This window comes from Williamsia muralis NBRC 105860 (genome assembly GCF_001598915.1).
In the GTDB taxonomy this organism is placed as follows: Bacteria; Actinomycetota; Actinomycetes; order Mycobacteriales; family Mycobacteriaceae; genus Williamsia; species Williamsia muralis.
Genome location: NZ_BDAP01000006.1, coordinates 152396 through 170974 on the forward strand (window position 1 = coordinate 152396; position 18579 = coordinate 170974).

Annotated in this window: 15 protein-coding genes and 1 pseudogene; 6 read left to right on the top strand and 10 right to left on the bottom strand. The window is 64.8% G+C overall.

Annotated features, from left to right (window positions below; all coding sequences use genetic code 11):
- The 4 genes from WIMU1_RS20850 to WIMU1_RS20865 all read right to left on the bottom strand — a co-directional run bounded on the left by WIMU1_RS20850 (position 1) and on the right by WIMU1_RS20865 (position 5060).
- Positions 1-1971, bottom strand: a complete 1971-nt coding sequence (locus WIMU1_RS20850; RefSeq protein ID WP_243404369.1) for a hypothetical protein — start codon at positions 1969-1971, stop codon at positions 1-3.
- A gap of 118 nt (positions 1972-2089) precedes the next feature.
- Complete coding sequence (locus WIMU1_RS20855) at positions 2090-3097, bottom strand: TauD/TfdA dioxygenase family protein (RefSeq protein ID WP_062800064.1); 1008 nt, start codon at positions 3095-3097, stop codon at positions 2090-2092.
- A gap of 128 nt (positions 3098-3225) precedes the next feature.
- Positions 3226-4599, bottom strand: a complete 1374-nt coding sequence (locus tag WIMU1_RS20860) for an aspartate aminotransferase family protein (RefSeq protein ID WP_062800066.1) — start codon at positions 4597-4599, stop codon at positions 3226-3228.
- On the bottom strand, positions 4596-5060 hold the full coding sequence (locus tag WIMU1_RS20865; RefSeq protein ID WP_023962114.1) for an Lrp/AsnC family transcriptional regulator: 465 nt from the start codon (positions 5058-5060) through the stop codon (positions 4596-4598). Before WIMU1_RS20865 ends, WIMU1_RS20860 begins: the two co-directional genes overlap by 4 nt.
- A 189-nt stretch (positions 5061-5249) precedes the next feature.
- Here WIMU1_RS20865 and WIMU1_RS20870 point away from each other — a divergent pair, with 189 nt between their 5' ends.
- A complete protein-coding gene (locus WIMU1_RS20870; RefSeq protein ID WP_062800068.1) occupies positions 5250-6740 on the top strand; it encodes a gamma-aminobutyraldehyde dehydrogenase in 1491 nt (496 codons plus the stop codon).
- Positions 6707-8164 carry an NAD(P)/FAD-dependent oxidoreductase gene (locus WIMU1_RS20875; RefSeq protein WP_062800070.1) on the top strand — a complete coding sequence of 486 codons (1458 nt, stop codon included), beginning with the start codon at positions 6707-6709 and terminating at the stop codon, positions 8162-8164. Before WIMU1_RS20870 ends, WIMU1_RS20875 begins: the two co-directional genes overlap by 34 nt.
- 72 nt (positions 8165-8236) lie before the next feature.
- On the opposite strand, the gene WIMU1_RS20880 is transcribed toward WIMU1_RS20875, so the two are convergent.
- Positions 8237-9103: a universal stress protein gene (locus WIMU1_RS20880; RefSeq protein WP_062800072.1), complete on the bottom strand. Its 867-nt coding sequence runs from the start codon at positions 9101-9103 to the stop codon at positions 8237-8239.
- 78 nt (positions 9104-9181) lie between these two features.
- A complete protein-coding gene (locus WIMU1_RS20885) occupies positions 9182-10690 on the bottom strand; it encodes an APC family permease (protein WP_062800074.1) in 1509 nt (502 codons plus the stop codon).
- Positions 10691-10923: 233 nt separating this feature from the next.
- Between WIMU1_RS20885 and WIMU1_RS20890 the strand changes: the two genes are divergently transcribed.
- A complete protein-coding gene (locus WIMU1_RS20890; RefSeq protein WP_062800291.1) occupies positions 10924-11841 on the top strand; it encodes an HpcH/HpaI aldolase/citrate lyase family protein in 918 nt (305 codons plus the stop codon).
- A gap of 72 nt (positions 11842-11913) precedes the next feature.
- Here WIMU1_RS20890 and WIMU1_RS20895 read toward each other — a convergent pair whose 3' ends face one another.
- From WIMU1_RS20895 to sdhC, 4 genes are all read right to left on the bottom strand, one after another.
- Positions 11914-12705, bottom strand: a complete 792-nt coding sequence (locus WIMU1_RS20895) for a succinate dehydrogenase iron-sulfur subunit (RefSeq protein ID WP_023962124.1) — start codon at positions 12703-12705, stop codon at positions 11914-11916.
- The gene (gene sdhA / locus WIMU1_RS20900) at positions 12705-14459 is read right to left on the bottom strand and encodes a succinate dehydrogenase flavoprotein subunit (protein ID WP_023962126.1); all 1755 of its coding nucleotides are present in this window, start codon (positions 14457-14459) and stop codon (positions 12705-12707) included. The genes WIMU1_RS20895 and sdhA overlap by 1 nt, the downstream gene beginning before the upstream one ends.
- An 87-nt stretch (positions 14460-14546) precedes the next feature.
- The gene (locus tag WIMU1_RS20905) at positions 14547-15002 is read right to left on the bottom strand and encodes a succinate dehydrogenase hydrophobic membrane anchor subunit (protein WP_023962128.1); all 456 of its coding nucleotides are present in this window, start codon (positions 15000-15002) and stop codon (positions 14547-14549) included.
- A gap of 12 nt (positions 15003-15014) precedes the next feature.
- Positions 15015-15419 carry a succinate dehydrogenase, cytochrome b556 subunit gene (sdhC, locus tag WIMU1_RS20910; RefSeq protein WP_038254497.1) on the bottom strand — a complete coding sequence of 135 codons (405 nt, stop codon included), beginning with the start codon at positions 15417-15419 and terminating at the stop codon, positions 15015-15017.
- A 223-nt stretch (positions 15420-15642) separates the two neighbouring features.
- Between sdhC and WIMU1_RS25895 the strand changes: the two are divergent.
- The 3 genes and pseudogenes from WIMU1_RS25895 to WIMU1_RS20920 form a co-directional block, all read left to right on the top strand.
- Positions 15643-16044 (top strand): annotated as a pseudogene (locus WIMU1_RS25895) (cytidine deaminase); the annotation flags it as partial.
- A gap of 34 nt (positions 16045-16078) precedes the next feature.
- Positions 16079-17416 carry a thymidine phosphorylase gene (locus WIMU1_RS20915; RefSeq protein WP_062800076.1) on the top strand — a complete coding sequence of 446 codons (1338 nt, stop codon included), beginning with the start codon at positions 16079-16081 and terminating at the stop codon, positions 17414-17416.
- Complete coding sequence (locus tag WIMU1_RS20920) at positions 17413-18528, top strand: adenosine deaminase (RefSeq protein ID WP_062800077.1); 1116 nt, start codon at positions 17413-17415, stop codon at positions 18526-18528. Before WIMU1_RS20915 ends, WIMU1_RS20920 begins: the two co-directional genes overlap by 4 nt.
- Positions 18529-18579 lie beyond the last annotated feature (51 nt).

Sequence of the window (18579 nt, forward strand, 5' to 3'; positions counted from 1 at the left end):
TCAGCTTCCCGGTTCGCGCCGGCGACTGCGGATCACGACGATGGCGACAACTATCGCGATCGCCACGAGAACACCCGCCCCGATCCATCGGATCAGTGAACGGTTGTCTTCGGTGTCGGAGGTGTTCGACGTGGAGCCGATGTCGACGGTCAGCGCCACGGGGTCGCGGTCGGGAACCGCCACAAGGGCATTGCCGTTGAGTCGGACCCAGCGATCCCGATCTGCGCCCAGCCATCCCAGCAACGCGTCGAGCTGGCCAGGGGCACCGGTCGAGGTGGCCACCAGGACTGTCCGCTCACCGTCGACGACGGTCTGCAACGAGCCGAAGTTCACCGCCGGGTCGAGTGTCAGTGTCGTCTCGTCGCCGTTTCCGTCGACCCCGGCGAAATCGATGGGGTTGTTGCCGGACTTGCTGACCGGCAGGTCGATGGTGGGATCGTCCCAGTTGTCGGCGGCGATCAGGATGGCCGGGAGCTTCGAGGCTGTCGCGGTCTCGAGCGGCACCACACTTGTTCCCAGCGGTACCGCGCTGAGTCGCTGAACACCCTCGATGATGGACACGGCACGGGCGGTGTCGGCGAAAGACCCGACTGTCAGACCGATTTGGAGTTCGGGCATCAACGTCTGCGGAACCGACTGGAACCCAGGCGGCACCGGCGGTGTGGCCGGGCTGCTCTGAACCGGGCTGTCGCCACTGATGTCGAGCGTGATGGGGCTGGCCTCACCACATGCCCCGGTGTCACCGGCGGCGTCCACGGCCACGTTGAGGTCGGTGAAACGCTGGAGTAGCCGGTCGGGGATGGTGATCATCTTGTCGATGGTCCCGCTGGGCTCGGTGGCCCATCGGGTGACGACCTCATCACCGACCGAGACCACCACCTGGCCGCCATAGTTCGGCGGAAGCGGCGTGTACGACCCCTTGAGGTTGACCTTGATGTCGCCGGTGGGCCGGCCGAGGCGTGTCTGATCGAGGCCGATCGAGACCTTGGGATCGGTGAGGGCGGTGGCGCTGGCACCCGGCTCACCCAGGTCACGCAGCGTGGTCGCATCGGGCGGCAGTTGCGGGCTCGCGCGCAACGGCCCGGCCACTGCCTTCGAACTGACCGCCAGCCGCGACATGTCACTGGTCAACAACCGCGTCTGGTTGGTCAGGTCTGTGGCGGGACCACTGAGCAACAGCGCCGGCACTCCCACGGTTCCGAGTAGGGTCACCGCGCTGTCGGGGCGTTCGATGACGGCAACCTGCCTCTCGAACGCCGTGGATGGTGTGGTGAGCGCGGACTGACCTTCCGGAAGTGTCTCCATCACGACGTCGACGGGTTGCTCGCCGTAATAGCCGACCACAGCAGATGCCAGCGCGACGGCCGCATTGGATTCTGCCTGCGTCGGTGTTGCAGGGGTCGCGATGGTCAGTCGCTGGAGGATCGGTGGCAGGAAGTCCGCGACGACGGTGGGCGCGATCTCGGTCCCGGAGAAGACCACCGACGGCGTGAGAAGCATGAGCTGATCGGTCTCATCGAAGACACAGAAACCTGCCGGTGGCACAACAAAACTGCGAATGGTGACGATGACTGCGTTGTCGATGACCTCGGCGCCGCGCAACCCGATCGTGACCGGCGTCCGGTCGGCTGACGGCACGTCGATGGATGACAGTGTCTCGCCGTCTTGGACGACGGTCAGGGTGGCGCCCTGCGCATTCGACGGCAGCTGAACCGTGGCTCGGATATCGGTCGGCGTCAGCCCTTCGGGCACAGGAATTGTCACCGTTGTCGAACCCTGCTGGCCGGGAAAGGCGAGATCTTCTCCTGCGCCCAGTGAATCGAGGCTCAGGGTGGGGGCGGCCGACACAATGCCGCCGTCGCCTGGCGCGGCGCCGGCGTGTGGCGCGGCAATAATGGCTGGGGCCGCTGCAAATATCGCCGTGGTGATCGCGGCGAACAGGCGAAGTAATCGAGAGTGTGCCGTTGTCATCACGGCAATACTAAGCAGTAATCACTATCTGGCCCCGGACGAACGCGCTTTTTCTTTTACCGTGCCCGAAAATGCCCAGGTGACGTGCGAGGACGGGCGCCTTTCGGCGCGCCCAGGATTAATTCGCCGGAAGATCTGCGTATCCGCGAATACTCGCGTTGCTGGCCGGTTCCCAGCCGATCAGCGGGCTGGGGGTTTCGACAACGGAGTAATCCGAGGCATCACCGGTGATGATCGTCGACCGATCGCGGTGTACTCCCACCGGGATGTCCCCGGCAAGGGTGACCCGGTTGACCCGACGGTATTGATCACCGAAGTCTGCGACGCCGTAATGCTGGGTGGACCGATTGTCCCAGATGGCAACATCGCCTTCATTCCAATTCCACCGGAATGTATTGTCGGGCCGTTCGATTCTGGCCTGAAAGAGTCTGAGTAGGTCTGCTGTTTCCGAGGTTTTGAACCCGGTGAATGACTGGACGAAGTGCCCGAGCGTGAGTGCGCGCTCCCCGGTCTCGGGATGAACGCGAACCACGGGGTGCTCTGTTCGGTAGATGGTCTTCCCGAACTCTGCCCGGTACTCGGGATCGGAACTGTCGCCGACCGTGAGGTGTTCGGCGTAGTCGTAGTCGTTCGAGTGCACAGCCCGCAACCGGTCGGCAAGCGCGCGCAACGGAACGGGGAGTGCAGCGTAGGCGGCGACGGTCGATGCCCACATCGTCGCGCCGCCGTAGCTCGGTCGCTGGATGGAACGCAGGACCGAGATCTTCGGGATTCGGTCGACGAATGTCACATCGGTGTGCCAGGAGTTCGCGGCCCCTTCGAGCGGCAGCAGGTCCTCACCGCGGGACAGCACGGTGGGGTGCGCCTTGGTGGGGCTGCCCAGGACGGATGCGAATGCGTATTGCGCGTCGTCGTCGAGGTGGTGCTGGCCGGTGAAGATCACGGCCTTGTGAGTGGCGATCACCGAGCGGATGGCCTCGATGGTGGCCGCATCGAGGTCTGCCGACAAGCGCACGCCGTCAACCCGTGCGCCGAGGTGCTCGCCGAGTTTGGTCACCGACAGGGCAGTGCGCGGGACCGCGATGGAACTGACGGTGGTGGAACGCGATTCGGCGATGGCAGTCATATCGTCGAGTCTGTCCGAGCATGCCGCCGCGGGACAGGGTTCGGCTCAGGCTGAGTGAAAGTCGGGGCTCGGCGACCGCCGCCGAAGCCTGGTCCGGGAGGGGTCACCGGACCAGGCCTCGGCGCAGGTCAGATCTTGCTGTACGCCTCGGTCAGAACCGAACGCAGGATCTGCTCGATCTCGTCGAATTCGGCCTGTCCGCAGATCAGCGGTGGCGCGAGTTGGACAACCGGGTCGCCGCGATCGTCGGCCCGGCAGTAGAGGCCCGCGTCGAACAGTGCCGTGGAGAGGAAGCCGCGCAGGACGCGTTCGGACTCATCGGGAGTGAACGTTTCCTTGGTCGTCTTGTCCTTGACCAATTCGATCCCGTAGAAGTAGCCCTCGCCACGTACATCCCCGACGATCGGCAGATCGTTCAGCCGTTCCAGGGTCGAGCGGAACGCCGGCGCGAGGTCCCTCACCCTGTCGTTGAGGCCTTCGCGCTCGAAGATGTCGAGGTTCGCCAACGCAACGGCGGCCGAAACAGGATGTCCGCCAAAGGTGTATCCGTGAGCGAACGAGGTCGAGTTGTCGTTGAAGGGTTCGAACAACCGATCCGAGGCGATCATCGCGCCGATCGGGGAGTAGCCCGACGTCATCCCCTTGGCGCACGTGATCATGTCGGGGATGTAGTCGAAGTCGCTGCAGGCGAACATGGAACCGATCCGCCCGAAGGCACAGATCACCTCGTCCGACACCAGCAGAACGTCGTACTCGTCGCAGATCTCGCGGACCCGCTGGAAATAGCCGGGCGGGGGCGGAAAACAGCCGCCGGCGTTCTGTACCGGCTCCAGGAAGACCGCCGCGACGGTGTCGGGGCCCTCGAACTCGATCGCTTCGGCGATCCGGTCGGCCGCCCACCTGCCGAACGCCTTCGGGTCGTCGCCGTGCTCGGTCGCGCGGTAGATGTTGGTGTTGGGCACGCGGAAGGCACCGGGTGTCAAAGGCTCGAAGGCCTCTTTGAGTGCCGGGATGCCGGTGATCGCGAGCGCTCCCTGCGGTGTGCCGTGGTAGGCGATCGCCCGCGAGATCACCTTGTGCTTTCCGGGTTTGCCCTTGAGCTTGAAGTACTGCTTGGCCAGCTTCCACGCACTCTCGACGGCCTCGCCGCCGCCGGTGGTGAAGAACACCCGGTTCAGGTCGCCGGGGGCGTATCCCGCGAGGCGCTCGGCCAGTTCGATCGCTGGTGGCGTGGCGTACGACCACAAGGGGAAGAACGCCAGTTCCTTTGCCTGTCTGGCGGCGGCGTCGGCGAGCTCGTCACGTCCGTGCCCGGCCTGCACCACGAACAGGCCCGAGAGGCCGTCGAGGTAGCTTTGCCCGCGATCATCGAAGATCCGTGCCCCTTCGCCGCGGGTGATCACGGGAGGGATGGTCTGGTCGCCGTGCCGGGAGAAATGTCCCCACAGGTGGCGTGCCGAGCGGGTGCCCAGGCTTGTTGTCTCGGTGTCGAGAGCGGTCATCGCGTACCCCAATTGTATTGTTGTTTAACCAATTTCAGGTAGACCAGGGTCTCGGTCCCGGTCACACCAGGCTGCGATCGGACCTTCTTGTTCAGCACGTCCAGCAGATGCTCGTCGTCCTCGCACACCACTTCGATGACGATGTCGAAGGAGCCGGCCGTGAGCACGACGTAATCGATCTCCTCGATGGTTGCCAGTGCATCAGCCAACTCGGCAGTGTCTCCGGTGCAACGGATCCCGATCATCGCCTGGCGGGCGAATCCCACCTGCATGGGATCGGTGACCGCCACGATCTGCAATACCCCGGCATCGCTGAGTCGCTGAACCCGGTTGCGCACCGCAGCCTCCGACAGTCCCACCGCCTTGCCCACCGAGGCATAGGAACGTCGGCCATCGGCCTGCAGCTCCTCGATGATCTGCTTGGAGATGTCGTCTAGGGCTATCGGTTGCTGATCGGTCATGGTCCCGATTCTTCTCGATGCGCATCCTGGTTCGATCTTCGCATTGCCATGGTTACGGATTTCGTAGCGGACTGCAACAACAACGGGCGAATTAGTCGTTCAAAAGGCAATACGGTCGCGGATTTCGCAATCGGTCAGTAAGGTGGCAGGCACCGCTGACCAATCGACCACGCATGTGCGAGGACCTTCATGACCAAGACATCGTCGTTTGCCGCCGGTTGGGTGGGTGGTGCCGAGCTCGTCGGCGCAGGGCCCACGCACGACGTCATCGATCCGGCCACCGGTAAGGCTGTCGCCTCCACGTCCCTCGCCACGGCGCAGGACGTGGACACTGCAGTGGACGTCGCGCGAGATGCGCTGCGGGACTGGGCGTCCGCGACACCGGCGCATCGTGGTGCGGTGCTGGCCGAGCTCGCATCCGCCATGTCGGCGGCCGGCGACGCCCTCGCGGCCGAAGAGGTCAGTCACACCGGAAAACCCATCCGGCTCGCCACCGAGTTCGACGTGCCCGGATGTGTCGACAACACCACCTTCTTTGCGGGTCTGGCCCGCAACCTGGAAGGGAAGGCGACGGCGGAGTACTCCGGTGAGCACACCTCATCCATCCGGCGCGAACCCGTCGGTGTGGTCGGGTCCATCACGCCGTGGAACTATCCGTTGCAGATGGCGGTCTGGAAGGTCATGCCTGCATTGGCCGCCGGATGCACCGTGGTCCTCAAGCCCGCCGAACTCACGCCCCTGACCACGTTGACGTTGGCCCGTCTGGCCTCGGAGGCAGGACTGCCCGACGGGGTGTTCAACGTGTTGACCGGTACCGGCGCGGAGGTGGGTGCCGCCATCGCCGGACATGCCGGCGTCGACGTGGTCACCTTCACCGGATCGACCGGGGTCGGCCGTCAGGTGATGGCTCAGGCAGCGGTTCACGGCACCCGGGTGCAGTTGGAACTAGGGGGCAAGGCCCCACTGGTGGTGTTCGACGACGCCGACCTAGAGGCAGCCATCCACGGCGCGGTCGCCGGGGCGTTGATCAACTCCGGCCAGGACTGCACCGCCGCCACGCGGGCCATCGTGGCTCGACCCCTGTACGACGACTTCGTGGCCGGTGTGGCCGAGTTGATGTCGGCCGTGAGGATGGGTGATCCCACCGATCCGGCGACCGACATGGGCCCACTCATCTCGGCTGCCCATCGCGACAAGGTGTCGGCGATGGTGGATCGCGCCCGCGACGGTGGCATCAGGGTGGTCACCGGCGGCACCGTTCCAGAGGGCCCAGGCGCCTTCTATCCGCCGACCCTGCTCGCCGACGTACCCGAAGATGCCGAGGTGTATCGAGACGAGGTCTTCGGTCCCGTACTGACCGTCAGCGCTTTCGACGACGATGACGATGCACTGCGCCGCGCCAACGACACCGTGTACGGGTTGGCCGCATCGGCATGGACCCGTGATCTGTATCGAGCTCAGCGCGCCTCCCGCGAGATCCGGGCCGGGTGCGTCTGGATCAACGACCACATCCCGATCATCAGCGAGATGCCGCACGGCGGAGTCGGTGCGTCCGGATTCGGCAAGGACATGTCCACCTACTCGCTGGACGAATACCTCACCATCAAACACGTGATGAGCGACATCACAGGAGTATCGCAAAAACCATGGCACCGAACAATTTTCACCCTGCCGCAGTAGAGAAGTCCGCGGCGTGGGCATCCTCGCCCACCGCCCGCGGAACGGCCGTGGTCGCCGAGGCGGCGCCGGCGCCCTTCTGGCTCGACCGGCCCGAACGCCCGGTTGCCCGGGGGCGGCTGAGCGGCTCGACCACTGCAGACCTGGTGATCGTAGGCGGTGGGTTCACCGGCCTGTGGGCAGCGGTGCAGGCGGCCGAGGCAGATCCTGCGCGGTCGGTCATCCTGCTCGAAGGCGCGCGGATCGCCGAAGGAGCGTCTGGACGCAACGGCGGGTTCTGTTCGGCCAGTCTGACCCACGGCCTGGTGAACGGACTGGACCGCTACGCCGATGAGTTGCCCGAGCTGCTCCAGATGGGTGTGGAGACACTCGATGAGATCGAGGCGGCGATGCGGCGCCTTGGCATCGATGCCGACGCAGAGCGCAACGGTGAGCTCGACATCGCCAATTTCCAGTGGCAGGTGGACGACCTGAAAGAGGTTGCGCGTCAGGGTCGAGTCCTCGACCAGCCGTTGCGGTTCCTCGATGCCGACGAGCTCGCCCGCCACATCTCGAGCCCGATGGCCCACGGGGCGGTGTACGACCCCGACGTGATCCTGATCGATCCTGCGCGCCTCGCCTGGGGTCTGGCCGCAGCAGCCGAACGCCTCGGTGTCCGCGTGTACGAACACAGCGAGGTCACCGATCTCCGTTCGATGGGTGAACGTGTGCACCTGCAGACGGGCTACGGCACGGTTGATGCCGCCAAGGTGATACTGGCGACGGCAGCATCAAAACCGCTGCGCCGCAAGCTCGGTCATCTGATGGTGCCGGTGTGGGACTACGCGATCATGACCGAACCGCTCACCGATGCGCAGTTCGCGGCCATCGGCTGGACGGGCCGTCAGGGACTTGCCGACTCGGGCAACCGTTTCCACTATTTCCGGCTCACCGCCGACAACCGCATCCTGTTCGGCGGCTGGGATGCGATCTACCACTACGGTTCGGACACCGATCCCCGGCATGCCCAGCGCCCGGCGGAATTCGCCCTGCTGGCCGAACATCTGTTGCAGGTGTTCCCGCAGCTGGAAGGGATCAAGGCCAGCCACGCCTGGGGAGGTGTGATCGACACCTGCTCGCGGTTCAGCAACTTCTGGGATGTGAGCATGGGCGGCAAGGTGGTGTCCGTACTCGGTTTCACCGGGCTCGGTGTCGGGGCCTCACACTTCGGGGCGCGCACCGCGCTAGACCTCGTCGACGGCAAGGACACCGAACGAACCCGGCTGAAGATGGTGAAGAAAAAACCGCTGCCCTTCCCGCCGGAGCCGCTGCGGTGGTTCGGGATCACCGTCACCCGCCATGAGTTCGCGCGTGCCGACCGCAATCAGGGCCGGCGGGGCCTGTGGCTCAAGACCATGGATGCGCTGGGCCTCGGCTTCGACTCCTGACCCCGATCTTGGTGGGTTCGGGCGAGCGTCTGTGCAGGTCGGCTTCGCCCGAACCCACCAAGATCGGGCAGGTCAGGGCGTGAAGTCCTTGGGTACGACGATGATCGGTGCATCGGTGTTCCTCAGGATGCGGGCCGACATGGAACCCAGGAAAGCCCGGCGTGGGGGAGCGAGCCGTCCTGACCCGATCACCACGACATCTCCCGGTCCCCAGCGCAATTCGTCGAGCGCTTCCTCGACCGTGTCGCCGTCGGCGACAAGCGATTCGATGCCGACCGCTCCACCACAACTCTCTTCGGCGAGCCTGAGGTTGGCCTGCGCCGCGGCGACGTGGCGGGCGCGAACCTCGGATGAACCGTCGTCGGCACCGGCGTATCCGTCGTGGGAGACCAGCGACAGGAGACGGAGATTCAATCCGCCCTCCCGCGCGAGGCCGAGGGCAAACGGGAGCGGATTGTCTTTCGATTCGGCAGTCGGCACGGCCACCGTCAGCGTGTCGATGGTGGGGATGTCGACGCGGCTGTATCCGCGGGGCGCCAGGGCGACCGGTACCGGTGAGGCGTGGGTCAGAGCCGACGAGATGGTTCCGAGGGTGTGTTTGCCCAGGATGCCGTCGCTCGTGCCACCCACCACGATCATCGCTGCCTTGGTCTCGAGAGCGAACTCGATGAGACATTGGGGGAACGATTCGGCGACCGGGGTGTGCGTCTTCACATCGATGCCGTCTGGGATGTCCTCGACCACCTCGTCGAGCCACTGCTGTGCTTTCCGGACCAGCGCCTCTTGGTAGCTCGTCCGACCCGGTGAACCATCCGGCTCGGTTTCACGTACCACGCAGACGAGGTCGATCGCAGCCCCGGTGGCACGAGCGATGGCGATGGCGAGGTTCACCCCGTCATCACCGGTGTCGGTGTAGAGGTAACCCACTGTCAATCTCATGAGTGTGAACCGGCTTTCGTTACAGGCGTTGTGGTCAGGGTGTGAGCGGGCACTGCGGGTGCGGACGGCTGTCTGACCTCAGTACACATCAGGGACCTTGACTTCGGTGCGGGCATTGAGGGTCTTGCCCTTCCAGAAGTCCTTCGGCCCGAAGGCGAAGCACAGCAACATCAGTGGGATCCCGAGCACCAACATGCCCACACCCATGACGAACACACCGCCGACGCCCCCGACGGAGGTGTACCCGTAGTCGATCGAGTACATGTCGACAGCGCTCTTGATGAACGCCCACGTCATCGCAAGGGCACCGAGAAGCGGGAAGATGCCGCGGAAGAACAGGTTTCGGACAGACGTGAACAGTGTCTTGCGGAAGTACCAGACACAGGCATACGCGGTGATCCCGTAATAGAACGCGACCGCCAGGCCCAGAGACGCCACCGAGTCGCCGAGGGTGTTGGCGCTGACGAGTGACAACACGAGGTAGAACGCGAGCGCGGCCCCGCCCATGACGGCTGTGCCGAATGCCGGTGTCATGTACCGCGGATGGATGGTCGCGAAGCGTTTGGGGATCGCCCCGTAGACGGCCATGGACAGCGTTCCGCGGGCGGTCGGCAGGATGGTGGACTGTGTGGACGACAGCGCCGATATCGACACGGTGAGCAGCAGTAGCGCCGAGAGCACGGCGCCGGCAACCGGGTCACCGAGGATGGTCAGCACGTCGTCGGCGTTCTCTTCGTTGTTCAGGCCGATGCCGGTGTCGCCGAATCCGGCAAACGACTGGATGGCGTAGGCGACCAAGACGTAGGTGCAGACCAGGATGATCGTGGTGAGGACGGCAGCGCGGCCCGGTGTTTTCGCGGAGTCCTTGGTCTCCTCGCCGACGGCCAGGCAGGCGTCCCAGCCCCAGTAGATGAAGATGCAGAGGATGACGGCTTCGGCGATCGCCGACGAACTCAGGCCACTCGGCCACAGCCAGCTGAGCTCGGGATTGATCGCCTGTGGGCCGGCCTTGTCGAGCCCGACCTTGACGAGGGCGATCACGCTGGCGGTGATGAGGACACCGAACTGAACGGTGATCAGGACGTTCTGCATCCGCTCGCTGATGACGATGCCGCGGATGCTGACCCAGGTCATCATCACGATCAGGGCGCTGCCCAGCAGCACCTTCACCCAGATGTTCTCGGCCCAGGAATCGAGGTGGAGGAACCGCAGTAGGTAGACGCCGGCGACCTCGGCCACGTTGGCGAGCACGATGATCGCCGACACCGCCAGGCCCCAGCCGCCGATCCAGCCGACCCAGGGCCCGAACGCCTTGGTGCCCCATGTGAACGTGGTGCCGCAGTCGGGGGTGTCCTGTCCGAGCTCGCGATAGGCGAACGCGATCAGCAACATGGGAATGAATGCGAGCACGAACATGGCCGGAGCCTTTTCGTGCACTGCTGCGACAACAAAACCGAGAGTGGCGGCGAGGCTGTAGGCGGGTGCCACGGCCGACAGGCCGATGACGACGTTGCCCACCAATCCCAGTGAGCCGGCGCGCAGACCCTTGTCTGAGACGGCGGTACCGGGTGCTTCCGAAATGGCCATGGGTATCTCCGGACGGTGAGGGGATCGAACATGCTTACCGTACGGTTTCGACAGTCAAATCGCGCCACAACAACGAAATTGTTTCCAGATCAGTAACACAACGACTGATTTAGTTGATGAACCCACCGCGGACCCGACTATTTGCGCGTCTCGCGGGCTTCCTGGTCGGCAACGACGCGCAGGCCCTTGCCCCCGTTGATCCGACGTGGATCGATAGAGGACCATTGTGTGTTGTGAACGCTCCGAAGAATGCCACCGCCATCGACCCCGACGACATCGGTTTTCGTATCGACCCGGTGCTGGCGCGCAGCTGGCTGCTGGTGAACGGTCTGCAGTACGAGAGGTTCCAGGCTGCTGTCCAGTCGCGTGCCGACATCGTCGTTCTCGACATCGAGGACGCCGTCGCCCCGAGGGACAAGGTGGCCGCCCGTGAGAACGTGGTCCGCTGGCTCGGGGACGGAAATCGCGACTGGGTACGTGTCAACGGCTTCGGTACGCAGTGGTGGGCCGACGATCTCGACGCGCTGAGCAAGGTGACGGTCGGAGGCGTGATGCTGGCCATGGTCGAGTCGGTCGACCACGTGACCGAGACCGCCAAACGACTACCGGGTGTGCCGATCGTCGCATTGGTCGAGACCGCCCGCGGTTTGGAGCGGATCAGCGAGATCGCTTTGGCCAAGGGTACTTTCAGACTGGCCTTCGGTATCGGCGACTTCCGGCGTGACACCGGTTTCGGCGATCAGCCCGCCACGCTCGCGTACGCCCGATCGCGCTTCACCATCGCCGCGAAAGCGGCCCACCTGCCAAGTGCGATCGACGGGCCCACGGTCGGGTCGTCGGCGCTCAAGCTGAGCGAGGCCACGGCCGTGAGCGCCGAGTTCGGGATGACGGGAAAGATCTGCCTGACGCCCGACCAGTGCGCTGCGGTCAACGAGGGTCTCTCACCCTCGCACGAGGAGATCGCTTGGGCGCTGGAGTTCTTTGCCGAGTTCGAACGTGACGGCGGCGAGATTCGCAACGGGTCCGATCTGCCACGCATTGCTCGCGGCACCAAGATCCTCGACCTCGCGCGTGCCTACGGCATCGAATTCAGCGAAGAATACGACGACCCCGACCACATGCCAGCCCCGTCGGACACCTACCACTACTGAACCGGCCCCGGACAGCACAATGGCCGTCACCTCGAGGTGACGGCCATCGTGTGTGTCGCGAACTTGCTCAGATCAGCGGGCAAACATCAACGCGCGCTTGACTTCCTGGATGGCCTGGGTCACCTGGATGCCGCGAGGGCAGGCGTCGGTGCAGTTGAAGGTGGTGCGGCAACGCCACACGCCGTCGACCTCGTTGAGGATGTCCAGACGCTCTGCGGCACCTTCGTCGCGGCTGTCGAAGATGAAGCGGTGAGCGTTGACGATGGCTGCGGGGCCGAAGTAGCTGCCCTCGCTCCAGTACACAGGGCAACTGGTGGTGCAGCATGCGCACAGAATGCACTTGGTGGTGTCGTCGAACCGGGCGCGGTCGGTCTGGCTCTGGATGCGCTCACGGGTCGGCTCGTTGCCGCTGGTCATCAGGAACGGCTTCACGGCGCGGAACGCGTCGAAGAACGGCTCCATGTCGACCACCAGATCCTTTTCCACCGGTAGGCCGCGAATCGGCTCCACCGTGATGGTGATCTCCTTGGACTTGTCCTTGGGGAGCATGTCCTTCATCAGCAGCTTGCAGGCCAGCCGGTTCACACCGTTGATCCGCATGGCGTCCGAACCGCAGACACCGTGAGCGCACGAGCGGCGGAACGTCAGGGTGCCGTCGAGGTAGCCCTTCACGTACAGGAGCAGGTTGAGCAGGCGGTCGGTCTGCAGGGCAGGCACGCGGAAGCTCTCGAAGCCCTGTGCGTCCGGATCTTCCGGGTTGAACCGGCGGATCTTCAGGGTCACCATGGTCGCCTCATCGGGGACCGGGGGGAGTGCGGGGCCGTCGGGTGCTTCGCCGGCGGCGACATCAGTGGTTACGGTCATCAGTACTTCCGCTCCATCGGCTCGTAACGGGTCTGGACCACTGGCTTGTAGTCCAACTCGATGTCGGAGAGAAGGGTGTCGCCCTTCTTGTACGCCATCGTGTGCCGCATGTAGTTGGTGTCGTCGCGATCGGGGTAGTCCTCGCGGGCGTGACCGCCGCGCGATTCCTTCCGGTTCAGCGCGCCAACGACGGTGACCTCGGCCATCTCCAGGAGGAAGCCGAGTTCGATCGCCTCGAGCAGGTCGCTGTTGAAGCGCTTGCCCTTGTCGTGAACACGAATGTGGTTGTAGCGCTCCTTGAATCCGTGGATGTCGGTGAGCGCCTGCTTCAGCGTCTCTTCGGTACGGAACACCGAGGCGTTCGCGTCCATCGAGGCCTGCAGTTCGGTACGGATGTCGGCAACCCGCTCGTGTCCGTGCTCGGAGAGAATGGTCTCGAGCCAGCCGTCGACCATCTTGGTCGGCTCCTCGGGCATCTCGTGGAACTCGGTGTTCTGCGCGTACTCGGCCGCAGCGATGCCGGCACGACGACCGAATACGTTGATGTCGAGCAGCGAGTTGGTGCCGAGGCGGTTGGCGCCGTGGACCGAGACGCAGGCACACTCGCCAGCGGCGTACAGCCCGTGCACGACCTCGTCGTTGTTCGCCAGCACCTCGCCGTTGATCTTGGTGGGGATGCCGCCCATGACGTAGTGACAGGTGGGGAACACGGGGACGTACTCGGTGACCGGATCGACGCCGAGATACGTGCGGGCGAACTCGGTGATGTCGGGCAGTTTCTCGTTGAGGACTTCCTCGCCGAGGTGGGTCACGTCGATGTAGACGTAATCCTTGTTCGGTCCGGCGCCGCGACCCTCGAGAACCTCCAGAACCATGGAGCGGGCGACGATGTCGCGGGGAGCGAGGTCCTTGATGGTGGGGGCGTAGCGCTCCATGAACCGCTCACCGTCCACGTTGCGGAGGATGCCGCCCTCGCCGCGTACGGCCTCGGAGATCAGGATGCCCAGCCCGGCAAGACCTGTCGGGTGGAACTGGTGGAACTCCATGTCCTCCAGCGGCAGACCCTTGCGGAAGACGATGCCCATGCCGTCACCGGTGAGGGTGTGCGCATTGGACGTGGTCTTGTACATACGTCCCGAGCCGCCGGTCGCGAAGACGATCGACTTCGCGTGGAAGACGTGGATCTCGCCGGTGGCCAACTCGTAGGCGACCACACCGGTGGCAACCTTCTCGCCCTTGTCGTTCTCGGTGAGGCAGATGTCGAGCGCGTAGAACTCGTTGAAGAACTCGACGTCCTGCTTGACGCAGTTCTGGTACAGCGTCTGCAAGATCATGTGGCCGGTGCGGTCGGCCGCGTAGCAGGCCCGACGGACCGGGCTCTTGCCGTGGTCGCGGGTGTGCCCACCGAATCGACGCTGATCGATCTTGCCCTCGGGGGTCCGGTTGAACGGCAGACCCATCTTCTCGAGGTCGAGCACTGCGTCGATGGCCTCTTTCGCCATGATCTCGACCGCGTCCTGGTCGGCGAGGTAGTCGCCGCCCTTGACGGTGTCGAACGTGTGCCACTCCCAGTTGTCTTCCTCGACGTTGGCGAGCGCGGCGCACATGCCACCCTGGGCCGCGCCGGTGTGGCTACGGGTGGGGTAGAGCTTGGTCAGCACGGCTGTTCGGGCGCGCGGCGCGGCTTCGATGGCCGCGCGCATTCCGGCGCCGCCGGCGCCGACGATCACCACGTCGTAACGGTGTTCCTGCATCTATGGCTTCTCTCTCATCAGTGTCACCGGATGCGGCCGGTGGGTGCTCGCCGGAGGCATGCGGTCGTGGCCGAAAGGCGGATCGGGTCAGCCCACGCTCGTGATGTCGAAGGTGAGCAGGGCGTACGTGCCCGTGAGCAGCACCAGGATCATCGACAGCACCAGCAGGACGTTCAGCCAGAAACGTGTCGAGTCTTTACGCGAGTAGTCCGCGATCACCGTGCGGACACCGTTGCCGCCGTGTAGCTGGGCCAGCCACAGCATCGAGATGTCCCAGACCTGCCAGAACGGTTCTTTCCAGCGCGCCGCGACGAACGAGGCGTCGATCCGGTGAACACCGTCGTCCCAGGCCAGCATGATGAACATGTGGCCGATGGTCAGGATGATCAGCGCCAGGCCGGAGAAGCGCATGAAGAGCCATGCGTTCTTCTCGAAGTTGCCGCCCTTGGGGCGGCGCGGTGAGCGCGGGTTGTCCAGACTGGCCGGCCGGTCGTGGTCGGTGCCGTACGTCTTGGCTATCCGGGGGGTTTGTGATGTGGTCATCGTCCGGCCTCCCTAGATGTGTTCCACGATGAGCTGCAGCAACCGGACCGTCGCCGCGCCGAACAGGATGACGAACAAGCCCAAGATGATCCACAGCATCTGACGCTGGTACTTGGGACCCTTCGACCAGAAGTCGATGAGGATGATGCGAACACCGTTGAGAGCGTGGTAGAGCACACACGCCACGAGGCCGATTTCCATCAGGCCGACGATCGGGTTCTTGTACGTCTCGATGATCTCGGAGTACTTGTCGGGGTCGATCCGGATCACTGCCGTATCGAGCACGTGTACAAAGAGGAAAAAGAAGATCGAGACACCGGTGATCCGGTGCAGCACCCAGGACCACATGCCTGGGTCACCCCGATACAGGGAACGTTTGCGCACCGGGGCGGGCGCGGTCTCTGTAGGAATGCTCATCGAGAAATTGGCCTCCAACATCGTTGGTGGACGCGTCGAGCGCGGTTCCGGCAGCTCGATCGTGGACCCACAAAACAAACCTTAAACCTAAGCTGAACGAGGGTGGAATCCTCCCCGAGTCGACAAGAGCCCCAAGGCATCTCGAATTAGGGTTGCCTTACCATTCTTCACATCTCAGGTGCGGATGCGTCCGCGCTGTCCGTCGCGAGCGAAAGGCTGCGAAATGTCGGCCAGTATCGATTGGAATCTATTGCGGGACAAAGCAATAGAGGTAATGAAGGGTGCCTACGTCCCCTACTCGCGGTACCCGGTGGGCGCGGCCGCCTTAGTCGACGACGGGCGAATTGTTACCGGTTGCAATGTGGAAAATGTCTCATATGGTTTAGGGCTCTGCGCCGAGTGCACGCTGGCCGGAAACCTCCACGTTTCCGGTGGTGGGCGCCTCGTGGCGCTCAGTTGCACCGACAGCCGGGGCCAGATCCTGATGCCCTGTGGGCGCTGTCGACAAGTGTTGCTCGAACACGGCGGGGACACGATGCTGATCGATCACCGCGACGGGCCCAAGCCGTTGGGCGTTCTGCTGCCGGACTCGTTCGGGCCCGCCGATCTCGAGGCCGGCCGAGTGGTTGATGGCGGAGTGGTTGATGGCGGAGTGGCCGATGGGGCTGACGGGAACAAGGAGGTCGGTGGTGCCTGAGATCCATGACGCGGTCACGGTGATCGCCACCAAACGAGACGGTCACGCATTGACCGACGGACAGATCGACTGGGTCATCGATGCGTTCACCCACGGGTCGGTGCACGCGGAGCAGATGTCGGCGCTCGCGATGGCGATTCTGTTGCGCGGCATGAACCGCCGGGAGATCGCCCGTTGGACGGCGGCCATGATGAACTCCGGAGAACGGATGGACTTCACCCATCTCCGGCGCGACGGCAAGAAGCTGAAGACCGTCGACAAGCACTCGACAGGTGGGGTGGGGGACAAGATCACGTTGCCGCTGGCGCCGCTCGTCGCGTCCTTCGGCGTCGCGGTGCCGCAACTGTCCGGCCGCGGGCTGGGGCACACCGGTGGCACGTTGGACAAGCTCGAGGCCATCGCCGGCTGGCGAGCGGACCTGACAAACGACGAGATCGTCGCGCAGCTCGAGTCCGTCGGCGCCGTGATCTGCGCCGCGGGTGCGACTCTCGCTCCGGCCGACAAGAAGCTCTATGCACTGCGCGACGTCACGGGGACGGTCGAATCGATTCCGCTCATCGCGAGTTCGATCATGAGCAAGAAGATCGCCGAGGGAACCGGCGCGCTGGTACTGGACGTCAAGGTCGGCTCCGGAGCCTTCATGAAGTCCGAGGCCGATGCACGCGAGCTGGCCGAGATCATGGTGGAGCTGGGAAACCAAGCAGGTGTGCACACCTCGGCACTGCTGACCTCGATGTCGGAGCCTCTGGGGCTCACGGCAGGGAACGCGCTGGAGGTCGCCGAATCCGTGGACGTACTTGCCGGTGGTGGACCGCCCGACGTCGTCGAACTCACCGTGGCGTTGGCGGCCGCCATGCTCGACGCCGCGGGGATCACCGGGGTGGATCCGGCGGACAACCTGTCGAACGGCAAGGCGATGGACGTCTGGGACGCGATGATCCGGGCCCAGGGCGGCGACCCCCGCGCGCCGCTGCCCGTGGCCGCCGAGTCCGAGGTCATCCGCGCACAGACCGCCGGAGTGGTCGAAACGATCGATGCCATGGCTGTCGGCGTGGCCGCATGGCGACTGGGTGCGGGCCGAGAACGGCAGGGCGAAGCAGTCCAGGCGGAGGCCGGGGTGAAGCTGCATGTGAGTGCCGGCGACCGCGTGGCCGTGGGCGACCCGCTGTTCACCATGTACACCGGAACGCCGCAACGTTTTGCTGCCGGGTCGGCGGCACTGGCCGGGGCCGCCGTGATCGGTTCGACAGCGCCGCAAGCCCGGTCGCGGGTGATCGATCGGGTTACCGTCGACACATGACACCCGCGCCGCTGGACTTGCCGACGATCTCCCTCGCGCCGAAGGTGCTCTTGCACGACCATCTCGACGGCGGACTGCGGCCGGGAACCGTGCTGGAGTTGGCTCGCGATGTGGGGTACGAGGATCTGCCCGCCGAGGACGTCCCCGGCCTGGCCTCGTGGTTCCGTGACGCCGCCGACAGCGGATCCTTGGTGCGATACCTCGAGACGTTCACCCACACCGTCGCTGTGATGCAGACGGCGGCCGCTCTGGAGCGCGTGGCCCGTGAATGCGCCGAAGACCTCGCCGACGACGGGGTGGTGTACGCGGAGGTCCGCTTCGCCCCCGAGCAGCATCTGGAAGCCGGCCTGACCCTCGACGAGGTTGTCGAGGCCGTGCTGCGAGGATTCGCCGACGGCACCGCACACGCGGCAGACCGGGGCCGGAGGATCCAGGTGCGCACTCTGGTGACCGCGATGCGGCACGCCGCTCGGTCGAGGGAGATCGCCGAATTGGCAGTGCGATTCCGCCACCGCGGCGTCGCGGGCTTCGACATCGCGGGCGCCGAGGCCGGTTACCCACCGAGCAGACATCTCGATGCGTTCGAGTACATGCGGGCGAACAACGCACCCTTCACCATCCATGCCGGTGAGGCGTTCGGACTGCCGTCGATCCACGAGGCGATCAGCTTCTGCGGTGCCGATCGCCTCGGGCATGGGGTTCGGGTCATCGAGGACATCGTCCTGCCGGACGGCACCGATCTCGCGGCAGGCGCATTCCCCGACGCCCAACTGGGCGATGTGGCGAATTACGTGCGCGACAAGCGGATTCCGCTGGAGTTGTGTCCGAGCAGCAACGTTCAGACCGGTGCCGTCGAGAGTCTGGTGACCCATCCGTTCAACGTGCTGGCCCGACTGCGGTTCCGGGTGACGGTGAACACCGACAACCGGCTGATGAGTGACACCACCATGAGCCGGGAGTGCAAGGTGCTCGTCGACCAGTTCGACTACGGCTGGGCCGACCTCGAACGGTTCACGGTGAACGCGATGAAGTCGGCGTTCATCCACTTCGACGATCGACTCGCCATCATCGACGACGTCATCAAGCCGGGGTACGCGGTGCTCATCGGCTGAACGCCGTCGACCGCGCTCTTGCCGCTGTCGACCGCGCTTCTACCGGCGTCG